We start from the raw sequence: 14860 nt of genomic DNA, 5'->3' as shown, positions 1-14860 counted from the left end.
CTGTGTTCGTCGCCTGGAGGGACCTGAGATTCGCCAAGGGGCGGTTCGCCCTGATGGGCACCGTCATCGTGCTGATCACAGCGCTGGTGGGTCTGCTGTCGGGCCTGACTGCGGGCCTGGGCCGGGAGAACACCTCGGCCATCACCGCGCTGCCCGCCGACCACCTGGTGTTCTCGGCGCCCGCGGACGGCAGGGGCGTCGCCTTCACCGATTCACGGCTTTCGGAGCGGACGGTACGGGCCTGGGCGCGGGTGCCGGGCGTGCGGCATGCCGATCCGCTGGGGATCGTGACGACGAAGGCCGAGGCGGGCGGCCGGACCGCCGCGGTGTCGGCGTTCGGGGCGCGGCCGGGGTCGGCGGCGGCGCCGGGGCGCGTCGGTGACGGTGCGGTGGTGCTGTCCGAGAAGGCCGCGGCCTCGCTCGGGGTGCGGGCCGGGGGCGCGCTGACGCTGGGCGGGCGGACGCTGCGGGTCGCGGCGGTGTCGGGCGCGGCGATGTACAGCCATACGCCGGTGGTCTGGACGTCGCTGGAGGACTGGCGGGCGTTGGCGGGCGGCTCCGGGCCGGCCGGCGGGAGCGCCGCCTCAGGGAAGGACGGCGTGTCCGGCAACTCCATGGGCGCGACCGTGCTCGCCCTCTCCACCTCCGGGACGGCCGGTCTGGCGGCCGCCGACAAGGCGCTCGGCACGAGGACCGTCGGCACCGACGACGCGTTGCAGGCCATCGGCTCGTTCGCCGCCGAGAACGGTTCACTCCAGCTGATGCGCGGCTTTCTGTTCGTCATCTCCGCGCTGGTCATCGGGGCGTTCTTCACGGTGTGGACGATCCAGCGCGGCGGCGATGTCGCCGTCCTCAAGGCACTGGGTGCCTCGACCGGCTCTCTGCTGCGCGACGCGCTCGGCCAGGCCGTCGTCCTGCTGGTGATCGGGACCGGCCTGGGCACCGCCGCGGCGGCCGCGGTGGGAGCCGGGATCGGCGGCACGGTGCCCTTCGTGCTCGCCCCGTCCACCGTGCTGGCCCCCGCCCTGATCATGATCGCGCTGGGTGCCGCCGGTGCCGCGCTCGCCATTCGCCGCATCACGTCCGTCGACCCGCTGACCGCCCTGGGAAGTGCCCGATGAGCCTCGAACTGACCGATGTCACCCTCACCTACCCCGACGGCGACGCCCGGCTGACCGCACTCGACGAGGTCTCGCTGAGCGTGCCGGCCGGCTGTCTGACCGCGGTGATCGGCCCGTCGGGTTCCGGCAAGTCCAGCCTGCTCGCGGTCGCCGCCACGCTGATCGGGCCGGACCGCGGCCGGGTGGTGATCGACGGCACCGACACCACGGGACTCGGCCGGGCCGAGCTGACGACGCTGCGCCGCGCCACCATCGGCACGGTCTTCCAGCAGCCGAATCTGCTGCCGTCGCTGACCGCCGCCGAACAGCTCCAGGTGATGGCCCATCTGGACGGCCGCTCGCCGCGCACGGCGCGGGTCCGGTCACGGGAACTGCTGGCCGCGGTCGGCCTGGAGGGTCAGGCCGGCCGGCGGCCTCATCAGCTGTCGGGCGGCCAGCGGCAGCGGGTCAATATCGCGCGGGCGCTGATGAACGAGCCCGCGGTGCTGCTGGTGGACGAGCCGACCAGCGCACTGGACCACGAGCGGGGCGCCGCGGTGCTCGCCCTGCTGCGCACCCTCACCCGCGAGCGCGCCACCGCGACGGTGCTGGTCACCCACGACCCCGCGCATCTGGAGGCGGCGGACACGGTCGCCGAGGTGCGGGACGGCCGGCTCCGCCCCGGGCCCGGCACCCGCCCGTAACCGGGACGGACGGCCCGGCGACGGGGGTCCGGTCAGCCCCCGCCGGTCCCCTGGGGCTGGTCGTCCGCCGCGTGCGAGAAGAGCTTGAGGACCGGGACGCCGACCTTGTGGCGGGCGCGGGAGGCCCAGTCGCGGTGGAAGAACTCCTCCACGAAGTGCGGGGTGGTCAGCACGATCACCTCGTCCGCGCCGGTCTGGTCGACCACGGACCGCAGCAGGTCCAGCGGATGGTCCTCGACGACCTGCCCGACGGCCTCCGCACCGGTGTCGCGCAGCGCCTGGAGGGTGTGGGCCAGGGCGAGCTCGGCGGGGGCCTCGGCACGGGCGCCGCCCGGTTCCTCGCCCTCCCGTACGGCGTCGTCGAACTCACCGAGGGCGACATCGTCGATGGCCCGTAGCAGAACATCCTGCTTACCGCGAGGCTGCATGAGCACGACGAACGAGATCCGGTCATCGCCATGCAGCGTGGTCACAAACTCCACATCGGCCGGCGCCAGTGGCTTCTCGATCATCAATACGCTCGTGAACACGACGGACGCCCTTCTTCTCTTCCGGGGCGCCGCATGGCACGGAGCCCGACAGACACCATCCTGCCCCGTCGCCGTGCGGGACCTGTTGGCTTTTAGTGTGCCCAACGGAAGCTAAGCGGAACAGATAATTCCGCCGATTGTCAGGACCGACGGTAGCGGGTGAACAGGAACCCGGCCTCCTCCAATACGGATGCCAGGGCGAACCGCTCCGGTACCGGCAACGCGGGACCGTTCATGATCCTCGCCGCGTCGCCCACCGCGACCACCGGCGCCAGCGACAGACACAGCTCGTCCAGCGCACCGGCCGCCGCGATCTGCCCCAGCAGCATCGGCCCGCCCTCCGTCAGCAGCCGGGTGTGTCCCCGTCCGGCCAGCACCCCGGCCACCCGGGCCGGATCGACGCCCTGCCCCTCTCCGGCGAACAGCACCTCCACGCCCGCGGCACGGGCCTTCGCCACCCGGCCGGCCGGCGCGCCCGCGCCGGTCAGCACCAGGGTGGGGACCAGCGGCTCGGTGAACAGCGGCAGGGTGAAGTCCAGCCCGAGGCCGGCGGTCACCACGGCGATGGCAGGGGCCGGGCCCTGTCCTGCGGCGGCCCGGCGGGCGGCGAACGCCTCCCGCGCCCGGGCCGGCCGGTAGCCCTCCTGCCGTACGGTCTCCGCGCCGACCACCACCGCGTCCGCGAGCCCGCGCAGCACCCCGAAGATCCGCATGTCGGCATCGCTGGAGAGCGGCTGCGAGCGGCCCTCGTGGTGGGCCGCGCCGTCCACGGAGGACACCATGTTCGCGCGCAGCCAGCCGGTGCGCCCCGAGCGCACCGGATCGTCCGCCGCCGGGTACGCATAGGCGTCGGCCAGCTCGTCCAGCGTCCACTCGCGGTCCGTGGGGTCGATCGCCCCCACCACGGTGTTCTCGACGTCAGGGGCCGGTACGGAGGGGGCGGGGAGAGGGAACAGGCGTCGCATGGCGGCAGTGTGACATGCCTCGCTCACGGGACCGGCGGCCACCGCGCACGAGATAGGCTGGACGGCTGTGTCGCCTTCCCAGTCCTCTTCCCCGCAGCCCGACCCGATAGCCGGACCGCCGGCCGACGGGGACGATGCGGCGCCCGCCGCGCTCACCGCCCGCGCCCCGCACGTCCCGGCCGACCGCCTGGTGGCCGAGATGGTGCCGCCGCCGCGCTTCCAGGGCGCCCGCTTCGACACCTACATCCCGGACCCGAAGCAGCCCAGCCAGTCCGAGGCCGTCCAGGTCCTGAGCGACTTCGCGGAGAGCATCGACGCCGGGCGGGCCGGCTCGGGGAAGCGGCGCTGGTTCGCCAAGAAGCCGGCCGCCCCGAAGGGCCCGCGCGGCGTCTATCTGGACGGCGGCTACGGCGTCGGCAAGACCCATCTGCTCGCCTCCCTGTGGCACGCCACCCCCGCCCCGGCCGAGCAGAAGGCCTTCGGCACCTTCGTCGAGCTGACGAACCTCGTCGGCGCGCTCGGCTTCCAGCAGACCGTACGCACCCTCGGCGAGCACAAGCTGCTGTGCATCGACGAGTTCGAATTGGACGACCCCGGTGACACCGTCCTGGTCTCCACCCTGCTCGGCAAGCTGGTGGATGCCGGTGTGGCGCTGGCCGCCACCTCCAACACGCTGCCCGGCAAGCTCGGCGAGGGCCGCTTCGCCGCCGCCGACTTCCTGCGGGAGATCCAGGGCCTGAGCGCCCAGTTCCGCCCGCTGCGGATCGACGGTGAGGACTACCGCCACCGCGGTCTGCCCGAGGCGCCCGCCCCGTACGACGACGAGACCGTCACCCGCACGGCGTACCGCACGCCCGGCGCCTCGCTCGACGACTTCCCCTCCCTGCTGGAGCATCTGTCCAAGGTGCACCCCAGCCGCTACGGCGCGATGTGCGACGGCATCGAGGCGGTCTGCCTCACCGACGTCCAGGCGGTGCCCGACCAGTCCACGGCGCTGCGCCTGGTCGTCCTCGCGGACCGGCTCTACGACCGTGAGGTGCCGGTGCTGACCTCCGGCAAGGCCTTCGACGAGCTGTTCAGCGAGGAGATGCTGCGCGGCGGCTACCGCAAGAAGTACTTCCGGGCGATCTCCCGGCTGACGGCGCTGGCACGCGACGCGGGCCCCCTGGTGGCCGGCAACTCCCGGTAGACGGGGCGCCTGGCGGAAACACCGGGGGCGCAGCCTGGTTCCCGGCGGCCCGGCCGCATGGTACACACGAGCGGGTCACTTCACCTGTCCGCCAACAGGGAGTTGCCCATGTCCGCGACACGACGTCAGATCCTGGCAAGAACCGGTGCGCTCGGGGCGGGAATCGCCTTCTCCGGAAGCCTCACGGAGCTCTTCACGGGGACCGCGACCGCCCAGAGCATGGGGCAGCGCGGCTACGGCCCGCTGGTCCCCGACCCCGACGGCCTGCTCGACCTCCCCCGGGGCTTCCGCTACCGGGTCCTCTCCCGGGAAGGCGACCCGCTGCGCTCGGGGGAGGGCAAGGTGCCCAGCAACTGCGACGGCATGGCTGCTTTTCCGGGTTCTCCCGGTTCCTCCGGCCACCACGGCGGCACCCGCCTCGTCCGCAACCACGAGAACCGTACGGGCTCCCGCCAAGCCGTCCCCAGGGTCCGCGACCTGACGTACGACCCCGGTGGTGAGGGCGGCTGCACGGCCCTGGAGCTCGGCCCGGACAACACGGTGCGCTCCGAGCGGGTCGCCATCGCCGGCACCTCCACCAACTGCGCGGGCGGCCCCACCCCCTGGAACACCTGGCTGACCTGCGAGGAGACCGAGCACCGGGCCGGTGAGGAGAACTACACCAAGGACCACGGGTTCATCTTCGAGGTCGACCCCTACGACCCGCGGCGCACCGGCGCGGTCCCGCTGACCGCGATGGGCCGCTTCCAGCACGAGGCGATCGCCGTGGACCCCGGCACCGGCACCGTCTACGAGACCGAGGACGCCTTCGACAAGCCCTTCGGCCTGTTCTACCGCTTCCTGCCCAACAAGCCGAGGGGCGGCCGCGGTTCGCTCCGGGCCGGCGGCCGGCTCCAGGCGCTGCGCGTCCCCGGTGTGCCCGACCTGTCCACCATCCAACGGCCCGGCACCACCTTCGACCACGTCACCTGGGTGGATGTGCCCGATCCGCTCGCCCGTGAGACCCCGATCCGCTTCCAGGACTTCGGCCCCGGCGGCATCACCCACGCCCAGAAGCTGGAGGGCTGCTACTGGGGCGGCTCCTGCGTCTACTTCGTCTCCAGCTTTGCGCACCGCGAAGACGGCTCGGCGGCCGACCACTACGGACAGGTGTGGAAGTACGACCCGAAGAAGCGGCAACTGACCCAGGTCGTCGTCTTCGGCCCGGACGCCGACCTCCAACTGCCCGGCGAATCCCCCGACAACATCAGCCTCGCGCCCAGCGGAGGCCTGATGGTGTGCGAGGACGGTGAGGGCGCCCAGCACGTCTTCGGCCTCACCCGGCGCGGTGCGGTCTATGCGATGGCGCGCGGCCGGCAGAACATCGGCACCCCGGAGAAGCCGGAGTGGGGCGAGTTCGCGGGCGTGACGTTCTCGCCCGACCACCGGACGATGTACGTCAACTGCTACACACCGGGAACGACGTTCGCGGTGACCGGCCCCTGGCACCACTGACGCAGCAGCGGCGGGCCGCCGGTCGGCCGGGGCAGGCGGACCGGCGTACGCCCGCTCTTCCCCCCCCCACCCCCGAACCCACCCCCGCCCCCTCCCCCAAAGGGGGAGAGGGGGAGGGGGCGGGGGAGAAATCCGGAGGGGGTCTCGGCCTCGCCTGTCAGCTCCGGCGACCGGCCCAGGCCGCTCACCCGACGCCTCGGCGCCGTCCGCTCACCCGAACCCTGGGCGCCGCCCGCTCACCCGGCACCTCAGCCCCATCCGCCCTCCCAACCCCTCAGCTCCGTCGGGAACTCAGGGCGCAGGCGGCGGCGGTGGCGGCGGCCGCGATCAGGGCGGTGGCGGCGAGTGGCAGCCAGGGGGTGCTGACCGTCCCGTGGACGGAGCCGGTGACCAGTCCCCATACCGCGGCGTTGGCGGGCGAGGCGCCCAGCACCGACAGCAGCAGGGCGGCGATCAGGCCCGTCAGGATGCTCCAGCCGGTGCTGCGCAGTACCGGCCGGTTGCTCAGCGCGCCGATGGCGGTGCCCATCAGCAGACACACCACCGCGGCGAGCAGCCCGGCGAAGGCCGCGGGCAGGACCGGAACGGCCACGTCGTGGTTGTTGGAGTGCGGGTCCGCCAGCGACAGGACCACTGCCGTACCGATGAGTGCGAGCAGCAGCCCGGTGCCGACCGCAGTCAGCACGCAGGCGAGGTGCACCCGGCCGGGCCCGGCGGCGGCCGCTGCGCAATTGCGGGCGCCCGGCGGCTCGTTGGTGACACAGGTCCGGGTCAGCCATACGGCGGTCGGCAGCAGTCCGCCGGCGGCGTAGCCGAACGTGCCGAGCATCGGGTCGCCGCTCCGGATGCCGATGGTCAGCCAGACGGCGTAGAGGATGACCGGCGGCAGCCAGCGGTACGAGCCGATGAGCAGTGCCGTCTGATAGCGGAGGAGAGCAATCACGGGAGTGGGGCCTCGTGGGGTGCGGGGGCATCGTCGGTGACAGGGGCGGTGCCGGGGGCGTCGTACGGCCGTGGGGCGGCGGTGACCGCGCGGATGTGCCAGGGCGGACGGGCGGTGAGCAGGGCGCGCAGCAGGGCGTCGGAGTGCGGGGCCGGAACCGTCAGCCGGGTCGTCCCGTCCGGTCCGGGCGCGATCTCCGGTCCGCCGGGCAGCTGCGGCGCTCCGGCGGCCGGCAGGCTTCCCGGTGCGCCCTCGGCCTCGATGAGCACGCGGGGCCCGGCCGCGGTCTGCGCATCCGCCGCCCTCCCGCACTCCTCATAAGCCGCCACCCGCCCGTCCGTGACCCGGTAGCGGGCGTCGGCCGCGCCCGCCAGCCGCTGCGGGTCGTGGTCGACGAACACGACGGTGCCGCCGTCCGCGACCCGCTCGGCGACCACGCGGTCGAGCACGTCACGTGCGCTGCGGTCCAGACCGGTCCAGGCCTCGTCCAGGACCAGGAGTCCGGGCTCGGCGAGCAACGCCTGGGCGACCGCGACCTTCTGGCTCGTCCCCTTGGACAGCTCGGCCATCCGGGTGCGCGCGTGGCCGGCCGCCCCGAAGCGTTCGAGCCACTCGGTGGCGCGACGGGCCGCTTCGGGGCCGCGCAGGCCGTGGATGCGGCCGAGGTGGGTGAGGTAGCCGACGGCGGTGAAGGGCAGCGCGGCCGGGAACCGTTCGGGCACATAGGCGCTGCGCGGGCGGCCGGTGATACGTCCGGTACTGGGCCGGTCGATCCCTGCCAACAGCCTCAGCAACGTGGACTTCCCACTGCCGTTGGTCCCTTCGACCCGCAGCAGCACGCCTTCGGGCACGTCGAGCTGCACCTCCCGCAGCACCCAGGGGCCACGCACTCCGTAGCGGCGCCCCACCCCGTCCAGCCTCATGCGTTCCGGCACCTCCGCTGCCTCCCGGCGGCGCGGTCCGCTCCGCCGGCACCGACGGTAGCCGGACCGGCGGCCCGGCGCCCCCCCAGGTGGCGCGATCCGCCCCGTCTTTACGTGGGGCAACCCCGGGCCGGGCAGGCGGCGTTGGCCCGCCTTTCCCCCCAGGAGCCACCGGGAGGCGGGTCGGCGGGAGGCGAGTCGGCGGGAGGCGAGTCGGCGGGAGGCGAGTCGGCGGGAGGCGGGAGGGCAGGAGCCGTGCCGGGGCCGCTGTCGGTGGGGGCTGGCAGACTGGGCGGGTGACCAGTACCGAGACCGCCGGACAGCCCGGCAACCACTCCGGCAGCCCCTTGCGCCACGAGGAAACCGACCGGGACGCGGCGCCGCAGTTCGTGCTGCCGCTCGTCGCGCGGATCGAGCGCGCCGAGCCCCCGGCGCGTACGGACGCGCTGGAGACGGCGGCGCGGGCGGTGCTGGTGCTGCTGTCGGACGAGCGGTCGGCCGGGGGCGGCGAGTGGGCCGCGGCGGTGCGGGACTGGCAGGACGCGCGGATCCGGAAGGTGGTGCGGCGGGCGCGCGGCGCGGAGTGGCGGCGGGCCGAGGCGCTGCCGGGGATCACGGTCACCGGCCGCCGCGCCGAGGTGCGGGTCTTCCCGCCGGTGCCGCTGGACGGCTGGCCGAAGGACCTGGCGCGGCTACAGGTCTCGGGCACGGAGCTGGACGATCCCGAGCCCCCCGGTGCGCCCGCCGCGGACGCACCGGTCCTGTGGCTCAATCCCGGGCTGGAGATGTCGGCCGGCAAGGAGATGGCGCAGGTCGGGCACGGTGCGCAGCTGGCGTGGTGGGAGATGTCCGAGGAGGAGCGGGCGGCCTGGCGCACGGCCGGGTTCCCGCTGTCCGTACGGGCTGCCGGGCGCGCGCAGTGGGAGGAGCTGACCCGCAGCGGTCTGCCCGTGGTGCGCGATGCCGGGTTCACGGAGATCGCGCCCGGGATGACTGTGGTGGCCGAAGGGGCGGACCGCGTCAGGTCTCTCGCGCGCTGACGACGCCCCTGGGCGCCCTGCTCCTGCGCCGAGCGCGCCCTGCGCCGACGTCCTCCGGCCCCAAGGGGCGGAGGACATCGGCATCGCGGGGCGGGCGGGGTATCAGGTGGTTAGGGTGGCGACGGGGTCGAGGCCGTAGGTGCGGGCGTAGCCGTTCTCGGTGCCGACGAGGAGATCGACGACCTCGAAGTAGCGGTCCCAGAACGGGGTTTCGCGCAGCGCGTCGATGAGGAGCTGGTAGGCGTCGTGGTCGTCGGCTTCCCAGACCCAGACGTCGGTGACGCGGGTGGAGTAGAACTCCGTGTCGTAGAAGCGTGACCGGACGCCGGTGGTCTTGGCCTTGATCGCGGGGATCACCTGGGTGACGAAGGCGTTCACCCGTTCCTGGGGGGTCATGGCGAGCCACTCGGGCTTGGTCTTGATGAGCATGAACGCGGTGACCGGCGGGGCGGTTTCCTCAGCGGGCATGACGGGTGCCTCCGAAGTGGTGGATCGTTCTGGTGCGGTGGGCATCTTGTGTGCGATGACCGGGTGGTGCGTCGTCAGGAGAGGACGGCCGGCTTGAGGGTCCGGGCGCACCACTGCGCGAACGTGGTGCGGGAGGCGGTGTCCGGGGTGCGGGCGACGCCCGCGTCGAGGCCCTCGTCCTTGGCCCGCTTCATGTCGGCGATGCCCCGGGCGAACGCCTCGTTGAGGCCGTAGCCGACGAGGGTGGTGTACAGCTCGTCGAGCGGCCGGCGTTCGTATCGGACGGGGCGCCCGAGCTGCTCGGTCATGATGCGGGCCAGGTCGTTGGGGGACAGGTCCTGCGGCCCGAGGACCGGGACGCTGTCCCTGCCGGTCCACGACCGCTCCAGCAGGAGGCCGACGGCGACGGCCGCGATGTCGGCGACGGCGACGAGGGGAGCCCTGCGGTCGGCGTCGACGACGTCGGTGAAGACGCCCTTCTCGCGGATCGAGTCGGCTTCCTCCAGGAGGTTCTCGAAGAAGGACGGGTTGGCCAGGGCCCGGTAGGCGACTCCGGTGTCGGCGATGAGGTCGTCCATGGCGAGGGAAGTGGTGACGAGTCCCGCGCGGTCGGCGAGCGGGGTGCCGCGGCCGAGCGCGGAGACGCCGACGACGTGACCGACGCCGTGCGCGGCGAGGGCCTTCGCGGCGGGGCGGGTGAAGCCGCAGTAGGCGTCCTCCGGGGCCAGGGAGGCGTCCGGGGGGACGAGCCAGAACACGGCGTCCGCCCCCTCGAAGGCCCGGTCGACGACCCCGGCGTCGCCGTGCGAGCCGGTGATCACCTCGACGCGTTCGCGCACCGCGTCGGGAAGCCGGGCGGGGTCGCGCACGACCACGCGCACTTCCTCGTCATGGGCGGGGGCGGACTCCAGGAGCAGGGGCAGCAGATGGCGGCCGATGTTCCCGGTGGGAGCAGTGATGACGATCATGAAAACCTCAGGGGTCGTGCCGGATCGGTACGTCCCTCATCCTGTGGAGGACCGCCGTGTTGCCACAATGGGAACTTCAGCACGGGATAATTGCCTGAAATGGAATGACGCACTTGAGCAGCAGTCCTGACCCTGTCATCGACGCCAATCTCGCCGTCGCGTTGGACGCCCTGCTGGCCGAGCAGAGCGTCACCCGCGCCGCCGCCCGCCTGCACACGTCCCCCGCCGCCATGAGCCGCACCCTCGCCCGCCTCCGGCGCATCCTCCAGGACCCCCTCCTGGTCCGGGCCGGCCAGACCATGGTTCCCACTCCCCGCGCCCAGGCCCTGCGCGAGGAGACAGCCGCGGTGGTGCGCCGCCTCGGAGCACTGCTCGCTCCCGGCAGCGGCGTCGACCCCGCTGCCCTGCGCAGCACCTTCACCCTCCAGACGGCCGACCTGGTCGGCGCGGCACTCGCCCCCGGGCTGCTGCGGCTGGCCCGGCAGGAGGCGCCAGGGGTTTCGTTGCGGTTCCGGGCCGAGGAGCTGGAAGCCGGACCGGCCCTGCGCGAGGGCCGGATCGACCTGGAGGTCGGGTCCATCGACCACGTCGACCCCGAGACCCAGGTCGAAGAGCTGGTCACCCTCCGGATGGCGGCGGCCGTCCGGCCCGGCCACCCCCTAGCCGAAGGGACCCTGACCCCGGACCGGCTCGCTGCCGCCGAACACGTCGTGGTGAGCCGCCGCGGCCGGTTCACCGGCCCCCTGGACACCGCCCTGGCCGAGCGGAACCTCCACCGGCGGGTCGCGGCCGTCCTCCCCAGCCACCTGGCCGCGATGACCCTCGCCGCGCGCAGTGATGTCGTCTGCCTCATCCCCACCGCACTCCCCGGCGCCGCCCCCTCCCCCCTCACCGACCCCGCCACCACCCTCGGCCTGCGCCTCCTCGACATCCCCCTGTCCCTGCCGCCGCTGACGGTCGGCATGGCATGGCACCCCCGCCACGCAGCCGACGGAGGCCACCACTGGCTCCGCGACGCCGTGCGCCGGACTCTTCAGGCGCCAGGGGGCTCGGCCATGGAGGGCCGCTGAGGTGCCCGCCGGGCGCCGGGCCCCGGCCGGATCGGGCCACCGCGGCGAGGTGCTTCCCGAGGGGGTTCCGCGCGCCCGCGCCCCCGTCGTGCCGAGCCGCCGAGCGGACCCGCGACGTCGTGGAGGAAGCTCAAATCAACCTCTGAACTCGTCCGCTCCAGGGTTCGGTGTGTCGTACCGGGGCCATGAGTACCCACACCACGGAGCGAGAGGGGGAGCCATGGAGCGCCTTGGTACGGGGATCGGCTGGCGGCCGGAAATCGCCGCGGAAATCGCGGAGCTGCCCGGGGTGGACTGGGTCGAGGTGGTGGCGGAGAACCTCTGCGCCGACCATCTGCCGCATGCCCTGGAGGAGCTGCGCGAGCGCGGCACGACCGTCATCCCGCACGGAGTCTCACTCGGCCTCGGCGGCGCCGACCGCCCGGACTCCGGCCGGCTGGCCGCCCTCGCCGAGCGCGCCGAGATGCTGGGCGCACCGCTGGTCACCGAGCACATCGCCTTCGTCCGGGCCGGCGGTCCGCTCACCGCCTCCCCGCGCATGGAGGCCGGGCATCTGCTGCCCGTACCGCGCACCCGTGACGCGCTGGACGTGCTGTGCGCGAACGTACGCATCGCCCAGGACGCGCTGCCGGTGCCGCTGGCGCTGGAGAACATCGCCGCCCTCATCAACTGGCCGGGCGAGGAGCTGACCGAGGGGCAGTTCCTGACCGGACTCGTCGAGCGGACCGGGGTGCGGCTGCTCATCGATGTCGCCAACCTCCACACCAACCACATCAACCGGGGCGAGGACCCTGCGGTCGCCCTGGACGAGCTGCCGATCGAGGCCCTTGCGTACGTCCATATCGCGGGCGGTGTGGAGCGGGACGGGGTGTGGCACGACAGCCATGCCCACCCGGTGACCCGGCCGGTGCTGGACGTCCTCGCCGAGCTGTGTGCCCGGACCACCCCGCCCGGTGTGCTGCTGGAGCGGGACGAGGACTTCCCCGAGGGCGGGGAGCTGGCCGGTGAACTCGATGCGATACGCACCGTGCTGAAGGAGGCCCGCCATGCCCAAGCGGTCTGAAGCGGCGCCGGAGACCGCGCCGGGCGTCCGCACCCGGCGGGACACGGCGCCCGTCCCTGACCCGGCGCCCGACACGGTGACGGGCAGCGGCGCGGGCGGCGACCCGGCCGAGGGCACCGAGGCCGCCCGGCAGCGGCTGGCGCTGGCGCAGACCGCGCTGCTGTCCGCGCTGGTCGCCGGGACGCCGGCCCCCGAGGGCTTCGACCGCACGCGGCTGCGGGTGCAGAGCCGGGCGCTGACCGCCAAGCGGGCCGCGGTCGTCGCCAAGGTCGCGCCCGAGCTGCCCGAGATCCTCGGCGCCGGCTACCGGGCCGCGTTCCTCGGTTATGCGCGGCACCGGCCCATGAGCGGCGGCTACCGCCAGGACGCCCTGGACTTCGCGGCGCATCTGCTGGCCCAGGGGCGCCCCGAAGACCCGGCCGCGCGGCAGCAGTTGACGCGCTGGTGGCGGGATCGGGCCGGCCCCAGGCCGCCGTCAGCACGGCCCGTGGCCCGTATGGCTCGTGCCATCCGGCTCGCCCTGCACCGGAGGTGAGCGCGATGTCCTTCGTCCCGTGGGTGTATCTGGGGGTCGGCGCCTCCTCGTCGGTGCTCCTCTTCGGCGCGGCTCGGGTCCGTTTGCGGACGCCGTCCGTCCGGCGGAAGGACGCCCTGGTACACGAGGTGTGGGAGACGGCGTTCCTCGCCGGCGGGCCCGGCCGGGTGGTGGACGCCGCGATCGCCGGAATGCACGAGGACGGCCGGCTGGCGGTGGGCGGCCCGGGAGTGGTGACCGTACGGCAGGCCTTCGCCCACGACGCGGTCGAGGCGGCCGTACTGGACGCCATCGCCCGGACACCGGGCGGCGGTCTGGCCGTGCTGCGCGCCACGGCGATGCGCAGCCCGGCGGTCCAGGGGGTCGGTGACCGGCTGGCGGCCCGCGGTCTGATGCGGCGTCCGGAGCTCGGCCGGGGGTGGCGCCGGTTGGCGGGCGTCCAGCGGACGGCCTGCGTGGTGCTCTTCTTCGTCGCGCTGCTGCTGTCCTTCGTCGGTGACGTTCCGTCCGGGCCGCCGCCGGTCCTCCGGACGCTCCCCGCGGTGATCGGTGGTCTCTTCGTGGGGGGACTCTGCGGGAAGGTGTTCACCCGCCGGATCACGAAGGCGGGTTCGTTCGCCCTGCGCTCCGCGAAGGCGGCCCGCTCCGCCGGCGGCGGCGTGGGCGGGGCCTGGCAGCCGGCCGCGCTGGTGGTGGCGCTCGGCGGTACGGCGCTGATCGCGGACGAGTTGCTGCGGCAGCAGTTCGACGAGGCGCAGCGGGCCACGGCCGCCGCATCGGGCGGCGGTTCCTCGTCCGGTGACGGTGGGGGCGGCTCGGGGAGCGACGGCGGTTCCTGGTGCGGCTCCTCCGACGGCGGTTCCGGGTCCGGCTGCGGCAGCAGCGGTGCGTCCTGCGGCAGCGGCTCGTCGTGCGGGGGTGGTTCGAGCTGCGGCGGCGGTTCGAGCTGCGGGGGCGGCGGCTGCGGCGGGGGCTGAGGGCCGGCACCCGTGGCGCCCGCATGGTGAGAAATTTTGTGGCCGTTTTTGTACTGATCCCGTAGAACCACGGCCATGTGGCTCCTTTTCTTCCTCATCGCCTCGGCTGCGGCGGTGCTTTCCTGTGCGCTCCTCTGCCGTGCCGCGGTCGCCGCCGCGCGCACCACCCGCCCGGCCCCGGAGGCGTCGCCCGGGGCCGTCCCGGATCCGGCCGACGGGGGCCACCGCCCCGGGCTGACCCTCTACGAGATGGCCTACCTCTCCGGCGGCCCGCACCGGCTCGCGGATCTGGTCCTGGTGCTGATGGCCCAGCAACGGCGGCTGCTGCTCGCCGACACCGGCTGGGCCACCGTCGTCGACCCGGTCGGCAAGGACGCCGTCGAGCGCGCCACGCTGAGCGCCATAGGGCCCGAAGGGCAGCGCCGCATACCGGCGATACGGGACGCCCTGGCCGGCGAGGACGCGGTGCGGGAGGTGGCCGACCGGCTGGTGACCGACGGGCTGGCGCTGCCCGCCGCGGCCCGCCCGGGCATCGCCACCGCCGTCCGCCTGGTACAGGGCGCCGCCCTCCTGGTTCCGCTGTCCGCCGCCGCCTCCTACGGGACGGCGGCGTCCGGTGCGGACCACGGGCCGCTCCTGGCCTGGTTCACGCTCCCGCTGATCCTCACCCTCGGCACCTGGGCCGTGGCCCGCTTCGAGCTCCACCCGTACAGCAACTGGGCCACCCAAGCGGGCGAACGGCAACTGCCCAGCACTTCCGACTCCCCCGCCGCTCCTGCCTCACTCACCTCTTTCGCTCTCCGTGGCCCCGTAGCCCTCACCGACCCCACGTTGCGCGCCGCGCTCCACTCTTCCGGGGCATAGCCTCCGACACCGGTGCCAGGTGCTTTA

General features: G+C 73.9%; 14 protein-coding genes and 1 pseudogene. 9 read left to right on the top strand and 6 right to left on the bottom strand.

Annotation, left to right across the window (positions count from 1 at the left end; translation table 11 throughout):
- The first annotated feature begins 2 nt into the window (after positions 1 to 2).
- Together K7C20_RS28610 and K7C20_RS28605 are read left to right on the top strand one after the other, a co-directional pair.
- Positions 3 to 1121: an FtsX-like permease family protein gene (locus tag K7C20_RS28610; protein WP_030089372.1), complete on the top strand. Its 1119-nt coding sequence runs from the start codon at positions 3 to 5 to the stop codon at positions 1119 to 1121.
- Positions 1118 to 1804, top strand: a complete 687-nt coding sequence (locus tag K7C20_RS28605) for an ABC transporter ATP-binding protein (RefSeq protein ID WP_053210477.1) — start codon at positions 1118 to 1120, stop codon at positions 1802 to 1804. Before K7C20_RS28610 ends, K7C20_RS28605 begins: the two co-directional genes overlap by 4 nt.
- Before the next feature lie 32 nt (positions 1805 to 1836).
- Here the strand turns inward: K7C20_RS28605 and K7C20_RS28600 are convergent, their stop codons facing one another.
- Positions 1837 to 2334 carry a hypothetical protein gene (locus K7C20_RS28600; RefSeq protein WP_030089368.1) on the bottom strand — a complete coding sequence of 166 codons (498 nt, stop codon included), beginning with the start codon at positions 2332 to 2334 and terminating at the stop codon, positions 1837 to 1839.
- Positions 2335 to 2474: 140 nt separating this feature from the next.
- On the bottom strand, positions 2475 to 3299 hold the full coding sequence (locus tag K7C20_RS28595) for a dihydrofolate reductase family protein (RefSeq protein WP_053210476.1): 825 nt from the start codon (positions 3297 to 3299) through the stop codon (positions 2475 to 2477).
- 67 nt (positions 3300 to 3366) lie between these two features.
- Between K7C20_RS28595 and zapE the strand changes: the two genes are divergently transcribed.
- Together zapE and K7C20_RS28585 are read left to right on the top strand one after the other, a co-directional pair.
- Positions 3367 to 4488 carry a cell division protein ZapE gene (zapE, locus tag K7C20_RS28590; protein ID WP_030089362.1) on the top strand — a complete coding sequence of 374 codons (1122 nt, stop codon included), beginning with the start codon at positions 3367 to 3369 and terminating at the stop codon, positions 4486 to 4488.
- A 108-nt stretch (positions 4489 to 4596) separates the two neighbouring features.
- On the top strand, positions 4597 to 5982 hold the full coding sequence (locus tag K7C20_RS28585; RefSeq protein ID WP_030089360.1) for an alkaline phosphatase PhoX: 1386 nt from the start codon (positions 4597 to 4599) through the stop codon (positions 5980 to 5982).
- Between the two features lie 274 nt (positions 5983 to 6256).
- Here K7C20_RS28585 and K7C20_RS28580 read toward each other — a convergent pair whose 3' ends face one another.
- Both K7C20_RS28580 and K7C20_RS28575 read right to left on the bottom strand, forming a co-directional pair.
- A complete protein-coding gene (locus tag K7C20_RS28580) occupies positions 6257 to 6925 on the bottom strand; it encodes a hypothetical protein (protein WP_053208956.1) in 669 nt (222 codons plus the stop codon).
- Positions 6922 to 7848, bottom strand: coding sequence for an ABC transporter ATP-binding protein (locus tag K7C20_RS28575; protein ID WP_078953065.1), 927 nt, complete (start codon positions 7846 to 7848; stop codon positions 6922 to 6924). The genes K7C20_RS28580 and K7C20_RS28575 overlap by 4 nt, the downstream gene beginning before the upstream one ends.
- Positions 7849 to 8144: 296 nt before the next feature.
- Between K7C20_RS28575 and K7C20_RS28570 the strand changes: the two genes are divergently transcribed.
- Entirely contained in the window at positions 8145 to 8888 is a 744-nt protein-coding gene (locus tag K7C20_RS28570; RefSeq protein WP_053208958.1) for an aminoacyl-tRNA hydrolase, read from the top strand.
- A 102-nt stretch (positions 8889 to 8990) separates the two neighbouring features.
- Here K7C20_RS28570 and K7C20_RS28565 read toward each other — a convergent pair whose 3' ends face one another.
- Complete coding sequence (locus tag K7C20_RS28565; RefSeq protein WP_030081683.1) at positions 8991 to 9356, bottom strand: darcynin family protein; 366 nt, start codon at positions 9354 to 9356, stop codon at positions 8991 to 8993.
- A 74-nt stretch (positions 9357 to 9430) separates the two neighbouring features.
- The gene (locus K7C20_RS28560; protein WP_030081681.1) at positions 9431 to 10324 is read right to left on the bottom strand and encodes an NAD(P)H-binding protein; all 894 of its coding nucleotides are present in this window, start codon (positions 10322 to 10324) and stop codon (positions 9431 to 9433) included.
- 113 nt (positions 10325 to 10437) lie between these two features.
- Here K7C20_RS28560 and K7C20_RS28555 point away from each other — a divergent pair, with 113 nt between their 5' ends.
- The 4 genes and pseudogenes from K7C20_RS28555 to K7C20_RS28540 all read left to right on the top strand — a co-directional run bounded on the left by K7C20_RS28555 (position 10438) and on the right by K7C20_RS28540 (position 14833).
- Positions 10438 to 11394, top strand: a complete 957-nt coding sequence (locus tag K7C20_RS28555; protein ID WP_409351327.1) for a LysR family transcriptional regulator — start codon at positions 10438 to 10440, stop codon at positions 11392 to 11394.
- Between the two features lie 220 nt (positions 11395 to 11614).
- Positions 11615 to 12992: pseudogene (locus tag K7C20_RS28550) on the top strand (DUF692 domain-containing protein).
- Positions 12993 to 12997: 5 nt separating this feature from the next.
- Positions 12998 to 13969 (top strand): TIGR04222 domain-containing membrane protein, encoded by a 972-nt coding sequence (locus K7C20_RS28545; protein ID WP_053210196.1) that lies wholly within the window; start codon positions 12998 to 13000, stop codon positions 13967 to 13969.
- Between the two features lie 75 nt (positions 13970 to 14044).
- Positions 14045 to 14833, top strand: coding sequence for a TIGR04222 domain-containing membrane protein (locus K7C20_RS28540; RefSeq protein WP_030081674.1), 789 nt, complete (start codon positions 14045 to 14047; stop codon positions 14831 to 14833).
- Positions 14834 to 14860: the final 27 nt, after the last annotated feature.

Source organism: Streptomyces decoyicus (assembly GCF_019880305.1).
In the GTDB taxonomy this organism is placed as follows: Bacteria; Actinomycetota; Actinomycetes; order Streptomycetales; family Streptomycetaceae; genus Streptomyces; species Streptomyces decoyicus.
This window is presented reverse-complemented; position numbering and strand designations above follow the sequence as displayed.